The sequence below is a fragment of the Bordetella genomosp. 10 genome (assembly GCF_002261225.1).
Lineage (GTDB): Bacteria > Pseudomonadota > Gammaproteobacteria > Burkholderiales > Burkholderiaceae_B > Bordetella_C.
Genome location: NZ_NEVM01000002.1, coordinates 729,735 through 744,584, shown reverse-complemented (window position 1 = coordinate 744,584; position 14,850 = coordinate 729,735). Strand labels below are relative to the sequence as shown.

At 69.2% G+C, this 14,850-nt stretch carries 13 protein-coding genes; 10 read left to right on the top strand and 3 right to left on the bottom strand.

Going from position 1 to position 14,850, the window contains the following annotated elements; all coding sequences use genetic code 11:
• Genes CAL29_RS12725 through CAL29_RS12710 form a run of 4 tightly spaced genes read left to right on the top strand, consistent with a single transcriptional unit; the run spans position 1 to position 4,634 of the window.
• Complete coding sequence (locus tag CAL29_RS12725) at positions 1-2,160, top strand: hydantoinase/oxoprolinase family protein (RefSeq protein WP_094853378.1); 2,160 nt, start codon at positions 1-3, stop codon at positions 2,158-2,160.
• Positions 2,144-3,367 carry a CaiB/BaiF CoA transferase family protein gene (locus tag CAL29_RS12720; RefSeq protein WP_094853377.1) on the top strand — a complete coding sequence of 408 codons (1,224 nt, stop codon included), beginning with the start codon at positions 2,144-2,146 and terminating at the stop codon, positions 3,365-3,367. Before CAL29_RS12725 ends, CAL29_RS12720 begins: the two co-directional genes overlap by 17 nt.
• 14 nt (positions 3,368-3,381) lie before the next feature.
• Positions 3,382-3,828 (top strand): acyl-CoA thioesterase, encoded by a 447-nt coding sequence (locus CAL29_RS12715; RefSeq protein WP_179284001.1) that lies wholly within the window; start codon positions 3,382-3,384, stop codon positions 3,826-3,828.
• Positions 3,829-3,842: 14 nt separating this feature from the next.
• Positions 3,843-4,634, top strand: a complete 792-nt coding sequence (locus CAL29_RS12710; protein ID WP_094853375.1) for an enoyl-CoA hydratase — start codon at positions 3,843-3,845, stop codon at positions 4,632-4,634.
• 119 nt (positions 4,635-4,753) lie between these two features.
• Here the strand turns inward: CAL29_RS12710 and CAL29_RS12705 are convergent, their stop codons facing one another.
• On the bottom strand, positions 4,754-5,191 hold the full coding sequence (locus tag CAL29_RS12705; protein WP_094854055.1) for a VOC family protein: 438 nt from the start codon (positions 5,189-5,191) through the stop codon (positions 4,754-4,756).
• A 240-nt stretch (positions 5,192-5,431) separates the two neighbouring features.
• Between CAL29_RS12705 and CAL29_RS12700 the strand changes: the two genes are divergently transcribed.
• The 5 genes from CAL29_RS12700 to CAL29_RS12680 are packed head-to-tail and all read left to right on the top strand — an operon-like array spanning position 5,432 to position 10,694.
• Positions 5,432-5,953: a MarR family winged helix-turn-helix transcriptional regulator gene (locus tag CAL29_RS12700; protein WP_094854054.1), complete on the top strand. Its 522-nt coding sequence runs from the start codon at positions 5,432-5,434 to the stop codon at positions 5,951-5,953.
• Positions 5,950-8,025, top strand: a complete 2,076-nt coding sequence (locus CAL29_RS12695; RefSeq protein ID WP_094853374.1) for an FUSC family protein — start codon at positions 5,950-5,952, stop codon at positions 8,023-8,025. Before CAL29_RS12700 ends, CAL29_RS12695 begins: the two co-directional genes overlap by 4 nt.
• Complete coding sequence (locus CAL29_RS12690; protein WP_094853373.1) at positions 8,022-8,234, top strand: DUF1656 domain-containing protein; 213 nt, start codon at positions 8,022-8,024, stop codon at positions 8,232-8,234. The genes CAL29_RS12695 and CAL29_RS12690 overlap by 4 nt, the downstream gene beginning before the upstream one ends.
• Positions 8,235-8,238: 4 nt before the next feature.
• Positions 8,239-9,159 carry an efflux RND transporter periplasmic adaptor subunit gene (locus tag CAL29_RS12685; protein ID WP_094853372.1) on the top strand — a complete coding sequence of 307 codons (921 nt, stop codon included), beginning with the start codon at positions 8,239-8,241 and terminating at the stop codon, positions 9,157-9,159.
• A gap of 14 nt (positions 9,160-9,173) precedes the next feature.
• Positions 9,174-10,694, top strand: a complete 1,521-nt coding sequence (locus CAL29_RS12680; protein WP_094853371.1) for a TolC family protein — start codon at positions 9,174-9,176, stop codon at positions 10,692-10,694.
• Between the two features lie 9 nt (positions 10,695-10,703).
• Here the strand turns inward: CAL29_RS12680 and ypfH are convergent, their stop codons facing one another.
• Positions 10,704-11,420: an esterase gene (gene ypfH, locus CAL29_RS12675; protein ID WP_094853370.1), complete on the bottom strand. Its 717-nt coding sequence runs from the start codon at positions 11,418-11,420 to the stop codon at positions 10,704-10,706.
• 231 nt (positions 11,421-11,651) lie between these two features.
• Here ypfH and CAL29_RS12670 point away from each other — a divergent pair, with 231 nt between their 5' ends.
• Entirely contained in the window at positions 11,652-13,193 is a 1,542-nt protein-coding gene (locus CAL29_RS12670; protein ID WP_094853369.1) for an NCS1 family nucleobase:cation symporter-1, read from the top strand.
• A 54-nt stretch (positions 13,194-13,247) separates the two neighbouring features.
• Here CAL29_RS12670 and CAL29_RS12665 read toward each other — a convergent pair whose 3' ends face one another.
• Complete coding sequence (locus tag CAL29_RS12665) at positions 13,248-14,834, bottom strand: GMC family oxidoreductase (protein ID WP_094853368.1); 1,587 nt, start codon at positions 14,832-14,834, stop codon at positions 13,248-13,250.
• Positions 14,835-14,850 lie beyond the last annotated feature (16 nt).

Below are 14,850 nucleotides of genomic sequence, written 5' to 3'. Positions count from 1 at the left end.
ATGCAAGCTGGAAAATATGCGCTGGGTATCGACATCGGCGGCACGTTCACCGATATCGTCGTCTACGACACCCAAGGCGGCACGTCGACGTCGCACAAGGAATTGACCACGCCCAAGGCCCCGCACGAAGGCGTCATCCGCGGGGTGCGTACCCTGTTCGAGCGCGAGGTGCTGCCCTATGCGAACGTGGATCGCGTCATCCACGCGACGACGCTCTTCACCAACGCGCTGATCGAACGCAAGGGCGCGGTCACCGGCCTGATCACCACCGCCGGCTTCCGCGACACGCTGGAAATGGCGCGCGAGCACAAGTACGAGCTGTTCGACCTGCACATCGAGCTGCCCCGTCCGCTGGTGCCGCGCCATCTGCGCCTGGAGGCGGCCGAGCGCATCGGCCCCGACGGCGTCGTGCAGCAGCCGCTGGACGTCGCGCAAGCCGTCGAGCAGGCCGGCCGCCTGGCCGCCGCGGGCGCCACGTCCATCGCCATCGTCTTCCTGCACGCCTACGCCAATCCGGTGCACGAGCGCATGGCGCGCGACGCCATCGCCGCGGCCTATCCGGAGTTGTTCATTTCGATTTCCTCGGACGTCTCGCCGCAGATCCGGGAGTACGAGCGCACCTCGACCACGGTGGCCAACGCCTACGTGAAGCCGCTGGCCGACGGCTACCTGGACCGCATGAACGCGCGGATCCAGCAATTGGGCATCCAGGCGCCGCTGTTCATGATGCTGTCCAACGGCGGCCTGACGCACGTCGACGAAGCCAAGCGCGTTCCCATCCAGTTGCTGGAATCCGGCCCCGCGGCGGGCGCGCTGGCCGGCGCCTTCTTCGGCGGCCGCGCCGGCATCGAGGATGTGCTGGCCTTCGACATGGGCGGCACCACCGCCAAGCTCGCGATCATCGAGGCGGGCAAGCCGCTCATCGCGCATCGCTTCGAGGCCAGCCGCGAAAAACGGCTGACCGAGGGCAGCGGCCTGCCGATCTCGATCTCCACCATCGAACTGATCGAGATCGGCGCCGGCGGCGGCAGCATCGCCCATCTGGACGCGCTGGGCCTGCTGAAGGTCGGCCCCGAAAGCGCCGGCTCGCTGCCCGGACCGGCCTGCTATGGCCGCGGCGGCACGCAACCGACCGTCACCGATGCCAACCTGGTGCTGGGCTTCCTGGACCCGGCCGCCTTCGCCGGCGGCACCATGTCCATCGACGTCGCCAAGGCCGAGGACGCCATGCGGCCGCTGGCGGCGCAATCGAACCTGTCGGTGCCGGAATTCGCCTGGGGCATCCATTCCATCGTCAACGAGAACATGGCCGCGGCCGCCCGCGTGCACGTCGCCGAACGCGGCCATCATGCAGGCAAGTTCGCGCTGCTCCTCACCGGCGGCGGCGGTCCCCTGCATGGCTGCGAGATCGCGCGGCGGCTGGGCATGACGCGCGCCATCTGCCCGCCGGGCGCCGGCGTCGCCTCGGCGCTGGGCCTGTTGATGGCGCCGGCGCGCATCGACCGCATGGTCAGCGTCGGCTGGACGCTGGAAACCGTGGACTGGGCCGCGCTGGAAGCCGAATACGGCCGCATCGAGCGCGACGCCCGCGCCGTCATCGATGCCACGCTGCCCGGCCAGGGGGCGGCCGCGCGCAGCCAGCGGGCGGCCGACCTGCGCTTCGCCGGCCAGGGCTTCGAAGTCATCACCGACCTGCCGGCGGGACCTTATACGGCGGACAGCTACGGCGCCATCCGCGAGGCTTTCCTGGCGACCTACGCCAAGACCTTCGGCCAGGTGCCGCCGCGCGGCAATATCGAGATCATCAACATCCGCGCGGCGGTCTCGGCCGGCGGCGGCGAAGGCGGACTGGACGTCGACACCGGCGCCGTCTCGGCCGCCGGCGCCGCGCGCGGCACCCGCCGCATGTACCTGGCCGAGCGCAAGGACTATGCTGAAGTGCCCGTCTATGAGCGCGGCGCGTTCAAGGCCGGCCAGGCCTTCCGCGGCCCGGCCATCGTGCAGGAAGCCTCCTCCACGCTCATCGTGCCGCCACGGGCGACGGTGGAAGTCGACGCCGGCGGCAGCCTGATCGTGCACCTGGACGCCGCCGCCCCGTCCGCGCCGGTCCCCTCTCCCGCCATCGAAGAAAGCGAGAAACAACGTGCATGCGCAAACTGAATCCCTTGCTCCCGCCGGCCACGAACGGCGCGAAGGACCGCTCAAGCGGTTCCGCATCCTGGACCTGACGCGGGTGCGCGCCGGCCCCACCTGCATCCGCCAGTTCGCCGACTGGGGCGCCGACGTCATCAAGATCGAAAGCCCGGAATACATGGAAGTCAGCGACGGCTGGGGCGGCCTGCGCGACGGGCCGGACTTCCAGAACCTGCATCGCAACAAGCGCTCCCTGACCATCAACCTGAAGGATCCCGAGGGCCGCGAGATCTTCATGAAGCTGGTCAAGGACGCGGACGTCGTCGCCGAGAACTTCCGGCCCGACGTCAAGTTCCGGCTGGGCATCGACTACGAAAGCCTGAAGGCCGTCAATCCGCGCATCGTCTACGCCAGCATCTCCGGCTTCGGCCAGGACGGCCCCTATGCGAAGCGTCCCGGCTTCGACCACATCGTGCAGGGCATGGGCGGCCTGATGTCCATCACCGGAGACCCGGCGCACGGTCCCATGCGCACCGGCATCGCGGTGGCGGACACCGGCGCGGGCATGTATTGCGCCATGGCCATCATGACGGCCCTGCTGGAGCGCGAAGTATCGGGCGAAGGGCAATGGGTGCAGGTGTCCCTGTTGCAGGCGATGATCGCGATGTGCGATTTCCAGGCCGCGCGCTGGCTCTTCCTCAAGGAGATCCCGGGGCAGCCGGGCAACAACCATCCGACCTCCATTCCCACCGGCGTCTACCCGACGGCCGACGGCTACATCAACATAGCCGCGGGCGAACAGGCCATGTTCCGCCGCCTGGTCAATGCCATGGGGGTGCCGGAATTGATGGAGCGCGAGGAGTACAGTACCGAGCAGGGCCGCTCCGATCACCGCGATAGCCTGAACGCCGAGCTGAGCGCGCTGACCCGCCAGCGGACCACGGCCGAGTGGATGAAGCGCATGGAGGAAGGCCAGGTCGCGGCCGGCCCCATCAACCGGATGAACGAGGTGTTCGCCGATCCGCAGGTCAAGCACCTGGGCATCGCCACGCCGGTCCGGCATCGCCGCCTGGGCACGGTGGAAATGGTGGGCCAGCCCTTCAGCCTGAGCCGCACGCCCAGCCAGATGCGCACGGCGGCGCCGGACCGCGGCGACGATACCGCCGCGGTGCTGCGCGAGCTCGATTACACGGAGGACGACATCGCGCGCCTGCGGCAAGATGGCGTGATATGAACGGGAGGCCAGGCATGCTGAAAATCATCGACGACGGCGGCGCGCTCTCGGCGCCGCTGCACACCGCGCACCTGGACGTCCGCTGGGGCGACCTCGACGCGGACGGGCACGTCAACAACGCGACCCTGCTGGCGTATGTGGAAGAAGCGCGGATGCAGTGGTCCGGCGCGCTGGGACTGCAACGGTCCGCGCCCGGGCTGATGTCCGTGGTCGCCAGCCAGGCATGCACGTATCGCATGCCGGTCGGCTATCCGGCGCGCCTGGCCGTGACCCTGCGCTGCGGCCACGTCGGCAACAGCAGCGTCGGCCTGGTTTTCGACGTGGTCGATGCCGGCGATGGCGGCATCGACCACGCCCGCGCCGCCATCACCTGGGTCTGGGTCGACCGCGAGGACAAGCGCCCGCGTCCCATGCCGCCCGCCCTGCGCGCCGCCTGCCTGGCGGCTTTCGAAGCCCCCTGAATCCGGAACATTCCATGACGAGCCCCCAACGCATCCTGTCCCAAAAAACCGGCGCCATCGGCTGGCTGATCTTCAACCACCCTGAAAAGCACAACGCCGTATCCCTGGAGATGTCCGCGGCCGTCGCCCCCGTCATCGCGGATTTCGAGGCCGATCCCGATATCCGCGTGGTGGTGGTCAAGGGCGCGGGCGACCGCGCCTTCATCGCCGGGTCGAATATCTCCAACTTCGACGCGGTGCGCGCCAATCCCGAGGAAAACCGCCGCTACCAGGAGATCAGCCAGGGTTCGTACGACGCCGTCTACCGCTGCGCCAAGCCGACCATCGCCATGATCAAGGGCTATTGCATGGGCGGCGGCATGGACTACGCGGCAAGCTGCGACATCCGCATCTGTTCCGACGATGCGGTCTTCGCCATTCCCGCCGTCAAGCTGGGGCTGGGCTACGGCTATCAAGGCCAGATACGGCTCAACCGCCTGATCGGCGCCAGCCGTGCCCGCGACCTGTACTTCACCGGACGCCGCTACGACGCCGGGGAAGCCCTGGCGGCGGGACTGGTGCATGAAGTGGCGCCGGCCGCCGGGCTGGAAGCGCGCGTGCGGGCCTATGCCGAATCGATCGCGGAGAATGCGCCGCTTACCATGCGGGCCTTGAAGCGGGTCTTCCTGGAATTGGAAAGGCCGCCGGCCGAACGCGACATGGACGCCGCGCACGCCCTGATTTCCGCCTGCTACGACAGCGAGGACTATCGGGAAGGCAAGGCGGCGTTCGCCGAAAAGCGCAAGCCGCGCTTTAGCGGCCGCTGAATAGCGGCCACTGAGTACTGGCCACTGAGTACCGGCCGCCGAGGAATATCGCGCGCCCGCGGCGCATCGGAGCTTGCTTGCGTCCCGCGCTTGCCGCGCGGGACGCCGTTCCTGCGCGTTCAGATCGCGTACAGCGCTTCCAGCGTGCGGAAACCCTTCACTTCGATCGGGTTGCCGAACGGGTCCATGAAGAACATGGTCCATTGCTCGCCGGGTTCGCCTTCGAAGCGGACCTGCGGCGCCAGCACGAAATCGACCTGGCCGCTGGCCTTCAGGCGCTCGGCCAGGGCCTGCCATTGCGGCAGCATCAGGGCCAGGCCGAAATGCGGCATGGGCACCAGCTTGTCGCCCACCTTGCCGGTGCGCGCGGTCTTCAGGGGCTCGCCCAGGTGCAGGGACAACTGGTGGCCGAAGAAATCGAAATCCACCCACGTCTCCGTGCTGCGGCCTTCCCGGCAACCCAGGGCGCCGCCATAAAAGCGGCGCGCTTCATCCAGGTCCAGCACGTTCAAGGCAAGGTGAAAGGCATTCGGCGGCGTGGCGACGGGCGTATCCATGATTTCCAAGGCTAGGTTCGGGAAGGCGTTCTGCGTGCCGGTAAAACCGGCAGCCCGTGATTCTGCGGGATAGCCGCCGCCGGAGCCAATGATTTTTTGCATACCACCCAGACGATTCAGACATACCCCCGCCTCCGGACCGCGGCTCATGGCCGTCAGCCTCCCTGGCTGGGACTTTTCCAAAAAATAAGCGAATAAATTAATTGATAGGATGCTAATAGTTAACTTATAATGCGCTTCATGAATACTCCCGCCGACACCCGCCTCATGGCCCTCACGGCCCATTTGATGGTGATCCATCGCGCCTACCGCGCCGCGGCCGACAAGGCCCTGGCCGATTACGGCCTGTCGCAGGCCACGGCGTGGCCCGTGATCACCGCCGGCCGCCTGGGCGACGGCGTGCGCCAGGGCGTGCTGGCCGAGGCCATGGGCGTGGAAGGCCCCTCCCTGGTCCGCGTGCTGGACCAGCTCGTCGCCGCCGGCCTGATCGAACGCCGCGAAGACCCGCTGGATCGCCGCGCCAAGACGGTGCACCTGACCGAAGCGGGCAACGAACTGCGCGAACGCGTCGAAACCATGCTGGTGCACCTGCGCCGCCGCCTGTTCGCCGGCTGCGACGAGAACGACCTCGAGGCCTGCATGCGCGTATTCGAAAGCCTGAAGTCCTCGCTGGCCCACCATCATTCCGAGCCGGGCACGGTCTACGAACCCCTGCCCCACGCGCCGGCGCCGGGCGGCTCATCGACGGAGCAGCAGCCATGAAGGCGCCCACCGGCGAGGAGATGCTGTTCTCGGTCAAGGCCTATATCGCGGCCATGGCGGCGCTGTACCTGTCCTTGATGATCGACCTGCCGCGCCCCTTCTGGTCGGTCACCACGGCCTACGTGGTGTCGCAGAACTGGGCCGGCGCGGTCCGCTCGAAGGCGGTGTTCCGTCTCGGGGGCACCTTCATCGGCTCCACGGCCATGGTGTTCGTGGTGCCGCGCCTGTCCATCTATCCGGTGCTGATGGTGGGCGCGCTGGCGCTCTGGGTAGGCATGTGCCTGTACATCGCCGTGCTGGACCGCACGCCGCGTTCCTACATGTTCATGCTCGCCGGCTATACCGCGGGCATGATCGCCCTGCCCAGCGTCACCAACGCCGGCACGGTGTTCGACACCGCCCTGGCGCGCGTGGAGGAAATCAGCCTCGGCATCCTCTGCGGCTCGCTGGTGCACAGCCTGATCCTGCCGCGCGGCATCGGCCCCGTCGTCATGGGCCGCCTGGAAGCCGCCGTGCGCGACGCGCGCCAGTGGATACAGGCGGTGCTGCGCGGCGACACCCAGGCCCGCACCGCGCGCGACCGCCGCGCCATCGCCAACGACATCACGCAACTGCGCCTGCTGTCCACCCACATCCCCTACGACACCGGCAACATCCGCTGGACGGCGCGCTCCATCGTCGCCATGCAGGACCGCGTGGCGGGGCTCACGCCCATCGTGTCGTCGATGGAGGATCGCCTGCGCACCCTGCGGGCCAGCGGCGCTCCCCTGCCGGCGGACCTGGAGCCGCTACTCGACGACATCGCCGCCTGGCTGGAAGCCGGGCGCTCCAGCGGCGACGACGCCAATCGCGCCACCGCCGCCGCGCTGCGCCGCCGCATCGCCGAACTGATGCCCGCCGTGGACGCCGGTTCCGACTGGAACACGATGTTGCTGGTCAGCCTGTGCACGCGCCTGCGCGAACTGGTGGACCACTTCCAGGAAGGGCTGGCGCTGCGGCGCGACATCCAGGCCGGCCTGAACGGCGCGCCGCCCCCCATGCCGCGCATGCCGATCACGTCCAATCGCGCCTTGCACCGCGACCACGGCATCGCCCTGCTGTCCTCGCTGGCGGCCGCCTTCGCGCTGATCATCTGCTGTACGTTCTGGATAGGCACCGCCTGGACCTACGGCGCCAACGCCGCGCTGTTCGCCGTCATCTTTAGCTGCTTCTTCGCGACGCAGGACAACCCGGTGCCGGGCATCATGGAGTTCCTGATCTACATCACGCTCTCCATTCCCATCTCGGCGGTCTACCTGCTGCTCATCCTGCCCGCCCTGCATTCCTTCGAGATGGTGGCGCTGACGATTTTCCCGACGGCGTTCATCCTGGGCATCTACATGGCGCGGCCGACCACCTTCGGCAAGGCCATGGCGATGCTGTTCGGCTGGACCGGCACGCTGGCCCTGCACGACACCAACACCGCCGACCTGGTGTCCTTCATCGACAGCACCCTGGCGCAGAACATCGGCGTGGCCGCGGCCGCCATCATCGCCGCGGTGTTCCGCAAGCTCAGCGCCGAGTACAGCGCGCGCCGCATCCAGCAGGCCAATTGGAAAGAACTAGCCAGCATGGCCAGCGCCGACGGCCCGCCCGCGCGCGCCAGTTTCACCGTGCGCATGCTGGACCGCATCGGCCTGCTGCACACGCGCCTGGCCGAGCGCAACAAGGACGGCGAGCCGGTGGAAGAAGACACGCTGCTGGACCTGCGCGTCGGCAACGAAATCGCGGAACTGCAACGCGCGCGCCGGGAACTACCTGTCGCCGACGCCGCGATACGCCCCGTGCTGGACGGCCTCGCGGCCTGCTTCCGCGACCGCGTCGCCGGCGTCGCCGAACAGCGCGAAGGCGTCCTGCAAAGAATCGACCTGGCCCTGGAACGCGTCAGCGGCGCCACGGCGGGCGTTCCGCGCCACCGCGCCATCGTCGCCCTGGTGGGCCTGCGCCGCTCGCTGTTTCCCCAGGCGCCGGCCTATCGGCCCGTGCTGGCCGCGGCGCCGTCCGCAACCCCTAACGTCCCGTCCGCATCATGATAGGCGAATTCAATATCTACGGCATTTACATGCCCTGGCTGCTGGTCCTGGCGTTTCTCACGCTGTTCGTGTCCTGGTTCGTGCGCCGCGTCCTGGCCCGCCTCGGCATGTATCGCGTGGTATGGCACCCGGCCCTGTTCGACCTTGCCCTGTATGTCGTGCTGCTGTACGGCGTCGTCCTGATTTCACCGCATATTTTTTCGAGATAGCACCATGAAGCTTCCTTCCGCATTGCGCCCCGCCGCCCTGGCCCGGTATGCCGTGACGACCATCGTGGTCGTCGCCGCGGCCTATGCCGGCTGGCAGTTGTGGGATCACTACGAAGTCGAACCCTGGACCCGCGACGGCCGCGTGCGCGCCTACGTCGTGCAGATCGCGCCGGACGTCTCCGGCCTGGTCACGGCCGTGCCGGTGGCGGACAACCAGAACGTCAAGAAGGGCGACGTGCTTTTCGAAATCGACCGCGCCCGCTATCAACTGGCCCTGGACCAGGCGCAGGCCTCGGTCGCCTCGCAGAGCGTGGCGCGCGACCAGGCCCAGCGCGACGCCCGCCGCAACCGCGAGCTGGGCCAACTGGTGTCCGCCGAAGCGCGCGAACAAAGCCAGACCAAGGTCGAACAGGCCGAGGCGGCCTTGGCGCAAGCCAAGGTCGCGCTGGACATCGCCAAGCTCAACCTGCAGCGCAGCCGCGTGGTGGCGCCCACCGACGGCCGCGTCACCAACCTGGACCTGCGCGTCGGCTCGTATGCCGCCGCCGGCCGCGGCGTCATGGCCCTGGTCGATTCGAACTCGTTCTACGTCGAAGGCTATTTCGAGGAAACCAAGCTGCCGCGCATCAAGGAAGGCGACCGGGTGTCGGTCCAACTGATGGGCGAGGCGCGCACTATCCAGGGCCACGTCGACAGCATCGCACTGGGCATCGCCGACCGCGACCGCAGCACCAGCGCCAACATGCTGCCCAACGTCAATCCCAACTTCAACTGGGTGCGACTGGCCCAGCGCATCCCCGTGCGCGTGCACATCGACGAAGTGCCCGCCGGCGTGCGCCTGGTGTCCGGCCAGACCGCGACGGTCGTGGTGCAGGACGACGCGGCGCGCGGCGACGCGACGCAATCCCCGGCGCCGCGTTCGTAATGCCGAGGCCCGTCATGCGCACCCTTCATCTTCCCAAGCTCGCGGCGCTCGCCGTGGCCGCGGCCCTGGCCGGTTGCGCCACGGTCGGCCCGGACTACAAGGTCCCGGCGGATGCCGCGGCGAATCGCCCCGAGGCGGCCGCGCCGTTCAACGGCGCCGCCAACGCCGCCTTCGCCCAGGCCGCCGTGCCCGGCAAATGGTGGCGGCTGTACGACGATCCGCAACTCGACGCGCTGATCGCCAAGGCGCTGGACGCCAATACGGACCTGCGGGTCGCCGCGGCCAACATGGAACGCGCGGCCGCCGCCACGCGCCAGGCGCAGGCGGCGACCCAGCCCTCCTTCAACGTCGACGCCAAGCCCTGGTTCGGCCATCCGTCCGGCTTCGACGAGTTGGCGCCCACCTACGAGCCGCCCAGCGAATGGTTCTACAGCATGGGCGCCGGCGTCTCGTACACGGTCGACCTGGTCGGCCAGATCCGCCGCGCCATCGAAGCCGCCAACGCCGACCAGGCGACGGCGCAGGCGGCCTACGACGCGATGCGCGCCAACGTCGCGGCGCAGACCGCCCTGGCCTACGCCACCGCCTGCACGGCCGGCATGCAACTGGCCTCCGCGCAGCATTCGGTGGACGTGCAGAGCGAGTCGGTCAAGGTCAACGAGAAGCTGCAGAACCTGGGCCGCGGCACGGCCCTGGACGTCACGCGCGCGCGCGGCCAACTGGAGCAGTTGCGCGCCGCCCTGCCGCCGCTGGAAGCCAGGCGGCGCGTGGCCCTGTACCGCCTCGCCACGCTGACGGGCGGCACGCCCAACGAATTCCCGCAAGCGCTGGCGCAATGCAGGACGCCGCCGGAGATCAAGCAGCCCATCCCGGTCGGCGACGGCGCGGCCCTGCTGCGCCGCCGCCCGGACATCCGCGAAGCGGAGCGCGCGCTGGCCGCCGCCACCGCCCGCATCGGCGTGGCCACGGGCGACCTGTACCCCAAGATCACGCTGGGCCTTTCGGCCAGTTCCGCCAACTTCCTCGACCGCTTCGGCAGCCAGGGCAGCTTCGGCTACAGCCTGGGCCCGCTGATCTCCTGGACCATACCCAACACCGGCGCCGTGCAGGCCCGCATCGCCGAGGCGCAAGCCGGCGCCAAGGCGGCCTATGCCCGCTTCGACGCGACCGTGCTCAACGCCTTGCGCGAAACCGAAAGCGCGCTGACGATGTACGCCCGCGAACTGGACCGCGACGACGCCCTGAAGGCCGCCCGCGACCAGAGCGCCGAAGCGGCCGGCCAGGCCCGCAAGCTGTACCAGTACGGCAAGACGGACTACCTGACCGTGCTCGACGCGGAGCGCACGCTGGCCAACAACGAAAGCGCGTTGTCCGCCTCCGAGGCCGAGATGGTGGAATACCAGATCAAGCTGTTCCTCGCGCTGGGCGGCGGCTGGGAAAAGGATGCGGTGAAGGATGCCGCGAGCCCGCCGGCGCAAGCGCAAGGCCGGCAGGCCGCGCCCGCCGAACCCGAGTCCCTGCCCGTCAGGCAGTAGGTTCCGGGGTCAATGGATGACCGAGCCGCTGGGCGGATGCGGGTTGTTCAGGCCCAGCGCGGCTTCCCAGCTACGCAGCGGCACGCAGGTCTGCAGGCGCACGATGGCGCGCTCGATCAGGGCCGGATGCAATTCGTGGCCGACGCGCGTGGCCACGTCTATGGTGGAATCCCCATGCAGTTCGTTCAGGCGCGCCTGCGCCTGTTCGGCGTGCGCGACCGGCATGACCGCATCGTCGGCGCCATGCAGCAGATGGATGGTGGTGTATTGCGGCGCCCACTGGGGCATGCGGGCATAGCGGCCGCTGAAGGCCAGCACGCGGCCGGCCAGCCCGTCGTGCGCGGCGACGGTTTCCAGCGCCATGACGGCGCCCTGCGAGAATCCCGCCAGCGCGGTGTCGCTCTGCAAGAGGTGGAAGCGCGCCTGGCTGGCGCGTATGTATTCGACCAGCGGCGGCAAGGCCTGCGCCACGCGCGCCGCCCGGTTGTCGTCGTCGATGCCGCGCAGCGCGAACCATTGGCGCCCCTCGTGGCCGCCGTCGAAGGCCTCGAAACCCGCGGGCGCCAGAATGGCCGCTTGGGGAAACGCGCGGCGCAAGGCCTCGGCCAAGGGCCGCACGTTCTCGGCGGCGCCCCCGGCGCCATGCAGCAGGATGAACAACTGCCGCGTGTCCCCTTCCAGGGGAAGCAGTTCTAGGGCGCCCGCGGGCGCGGAGGATACGGACATATACGGCTCCAGTCCAGATACGGTGGGTGGTCTCGCGTCCGGCCCCGCTCAAAACAGCGGCCGGACACCCCGATATCCCGAATCTTGCGCCTCGCGCGGTCAAAGCGCAAAAAATCGAGGGCTAACCCGCATTGAGCTTCCCTGCCCCCAGCGCCAAGAATGGCTTCAAGGTTTCCCTGCATGACAGGTCCGCCGGGGCGCGACGCCGCCCCGATACGAGGAGCGCCATTCATGTCCGAGATACCTGAACCGGGGACCGCCGCAGCCGCGTCCCCGCCCGCCGGCAATGGGCCGGTCAAGCCCGGCTACGACCCGGGCCTGGTCAACGAGGACCTGGCGCCGCTGAAGCGCCAGACCTGGACCAGCTACGACATCTTCGCCTTCTGGATGTCGGACGTGCACAGCGTGGGCGGCTACATCACCGCCGGCAGCCTGTTCGCGCTCGGCCTGAACGGATGGCAAGTGCTGACGGCGCTGCTGGCCGGCATCCTCATCGTGCAGGCCTGCTGCAATCTGGTGGCGCGACCCAGCCAGCTTACCGGCACGCCCTTCCCCGTCGTCTGCCGCCTGGCCTTCGGCGTGCATGGCGCCAACATCCCGGCCCTGGTGCGCGGGGCCATCGCCATGGCCTGGTACGGCATCCAGACCTACCTGGCCTCCGGCGCGCTGCTGATCGCGGCGCTCAAGCTCCAGCCGCAACTGGCGCCCTACGCCGACGTGGCCCGGCACGGCTTCGCCGGTCTTTCCACGCTGGGCTGGTGCGCCTATCTCGCGTTGTGGGCGGCGCAGGCGGCGGTGTTCTGGCGCGGCATGGAGTCGATCCGCCGCTTCATCGACTGGAGCGGCCCCGCCGTGTACGTGGTGATGGCGGTCCTCGCCGGCTGGCTGGTCCACAAGGCCGGCTGGTCGAACATCGGCCTTTCCCTGTCGGAAACCCGGCTGGAAGGCTGGCACGCCGTCTCCGCCACCGCGGGCGCCATCGCCCTTGTGGTCACCTATTTCTCCGGCCCCATGCTGAACTTCGGCGATTTCTCGCGTTATGCGCGCACGATGCGGGCGGTCAGGCGCGGCAACGCCTGGGGCCTGCCGGTGAATTTCCTGTTCTTTTCGCTGCTCACCGTGGTCACCATCGCCGCGACGCGGCCGGTGTTCGGCCGGTTCATCCACGACCCCGTGGAGACCATCGCGCGGATCGACAGCACCTTCGCCGTGCTGCTGGGCTCGCTCACCTTCGTGGTCGCCACCGTCGGCATCAACATCGTGGCCAACTTCGTCTCGCCGGCCTTCGACCTGTCCAACGCGGCGCCCCAGCGCATCAGTTGGCACACGGGCGGCATGATCGCGGCGATCGGCTCGGTGCTGCTGACGCCCTGGAACATCTTCGACAATCCGCTCATGATCCATTACACGCTGGACGTGCTGGGCGCTTTCGTCGGCCCGCTCTTCGGCATTCTCGTCGCCGACTATTACCTGGTGCGCAAGCGGCATATCGTGCTCGACGACCTGTTCACGCGCGACCCGGGCGGCGCCTACTGGTATCGCAAGGGCTACAACCCGGCCGCCATCAAGGCCCTGGTCCCGGCCGTGCTGGTCCCCATCGCCTGCGTGCTGGCGCCGGATCTGCGCGGCCTGGCGAACTACAGTTGGTTCATCGGCATGGGGATGGGAACGGCGCTGTACACGCTGTTCATGCGGCAGGCGGCCGCGCGGGCGGACGCGCCGGGGACCTGCCGCGCCGCGCCCGACGACGCGCCCGCGCCCGGGGCGGGCTGAGCCGGAGAAGCGGCCATGGGCGCATGGGCGCGCAGCGCCGGGACACGGCGCCAGTCAGCGTTCCAGGATCAGGTCCGCGGCCTTCTCCGCCACCATCATCACCGCGGCCTGCGTGTTGCCGGAGACCATCCTGGGCATGACCGACGCATCGACCACGCGCAGCCCTTGCACGCCGCGCACGCGCAGGCGCGGATCGGTGACCGCGGCCTCGTCCTCGCCCATGCGGCAGGTGCCGATGGGGTGATAGATGGTCTGCCCGTTGCGCCGCGCGAAGTCCAGCCATTCGTCGTAGCTGCGCACCGCCGCGCCCGGACTGGTCTCGGCGTCGATGTAGCGCGCCATCGCGGGCCGGCCGACGATGCGGCGCGCCGCTTCCATGCCGTGCACCAGGGCATCGCGGTCGGCCTGGGCGGCCAGGAAGTTGGGCCGGATGGCCGGCGCGTCGGCGGGATCGGGCGTGCGGGCGTGGATGCTGCCCACCGATTGCGGCCGCAACTGCGCCACCCCCAGCGTCATGCCCGGGTGCCGGTCGAGGATGCGTTCGGCCGCGTTGGCGTAGCTGGCGTGCACGAAGAAATACTGCACGTCGGGCTCCGCCATCTCCGGCCGCGACTTGACGAAGCCGTGCACCAGGCCGGTCCCCAGGGTGAGTATGCCGCGCCGGGCGGCATAGTAGAGCGCGACCTGGCGCGCCAGCCGCCAGCCGCGCGACATCTCGTTCAAGGTCACCGTCCCCTTGACCCGCCAGTTCATGCGCGTCGCGTAGTGATCGATGTAGTTCTCGCCCACCTGCGGCGCCGCGTGCACCAGCGAAACGCCCAGGGCCCGCAGGCGTTCCGGATCGCCGATCCCGGACAGCTCCAGCATCTGCGGCGACTGCACCGCGCCCATGCACAGCAGGACCTCGCGCGCGGCGCGCACGGTCACGTCCTGGCCGCGCTGGCGATAGACCACGCCCACGCAGCGCTTTCCCTCGAACACCAGGCGCAGCACCCGCGCCTCGGACTCCACGCGCAGGTTGGCGCGGCCGCGCGCCGGCTTCAGGTAACCGTCGGCGGCGCTCCAGCGGCGGCCGTCCTTCTGCAGCACCTGGTAATAGCCGAAGCCTTCCTGGCGTTCGCCGTTGTAGTCCTCGTTGATGCGCTGCCCGTCTTCGCGCGCCGCCGCCAAAAAGGCATCGGCCAGCGGATAGCGCTCGCGCACCTGGGTCAGGTACATGGGGCCGTCCTTGCCGCGCGACGGACCGCCCTGCGCATAGCGCTCCAGCCGGCGGAAATAGGGCTCGACCTCCGCGTAGCTCCAGCCCGCTGCGCCCGCCGCCGCCCAGCCGTCGTAGTCCTGCCGCTGGCCGCGCACGTAGATGCCGCCATTGATCAGCGTCGAACCGCCCAGGCCCTTGCCGCGCGGCACGGAAATCACGCGGCCGCGCGTGTTTTCCTCGGGCTCGGTGGCGAAGCACCAGTTGAAGCGCGGGTCCACCAGCAGCTTGCTGAAGCCGGCGGGGATGCCGACCCACATGCTGGCGGCATCCTCGCCCGCCTCGATCAGCAGCACGCGATGGCGGCCGTCGGCGGTCAGCCGGTTGGCCAGGATGCAGCCGGCGGTGCCGCCGCCGGCGATGATGAAATCGAAATCGGCCATGGCCCTTCCTCTGGCC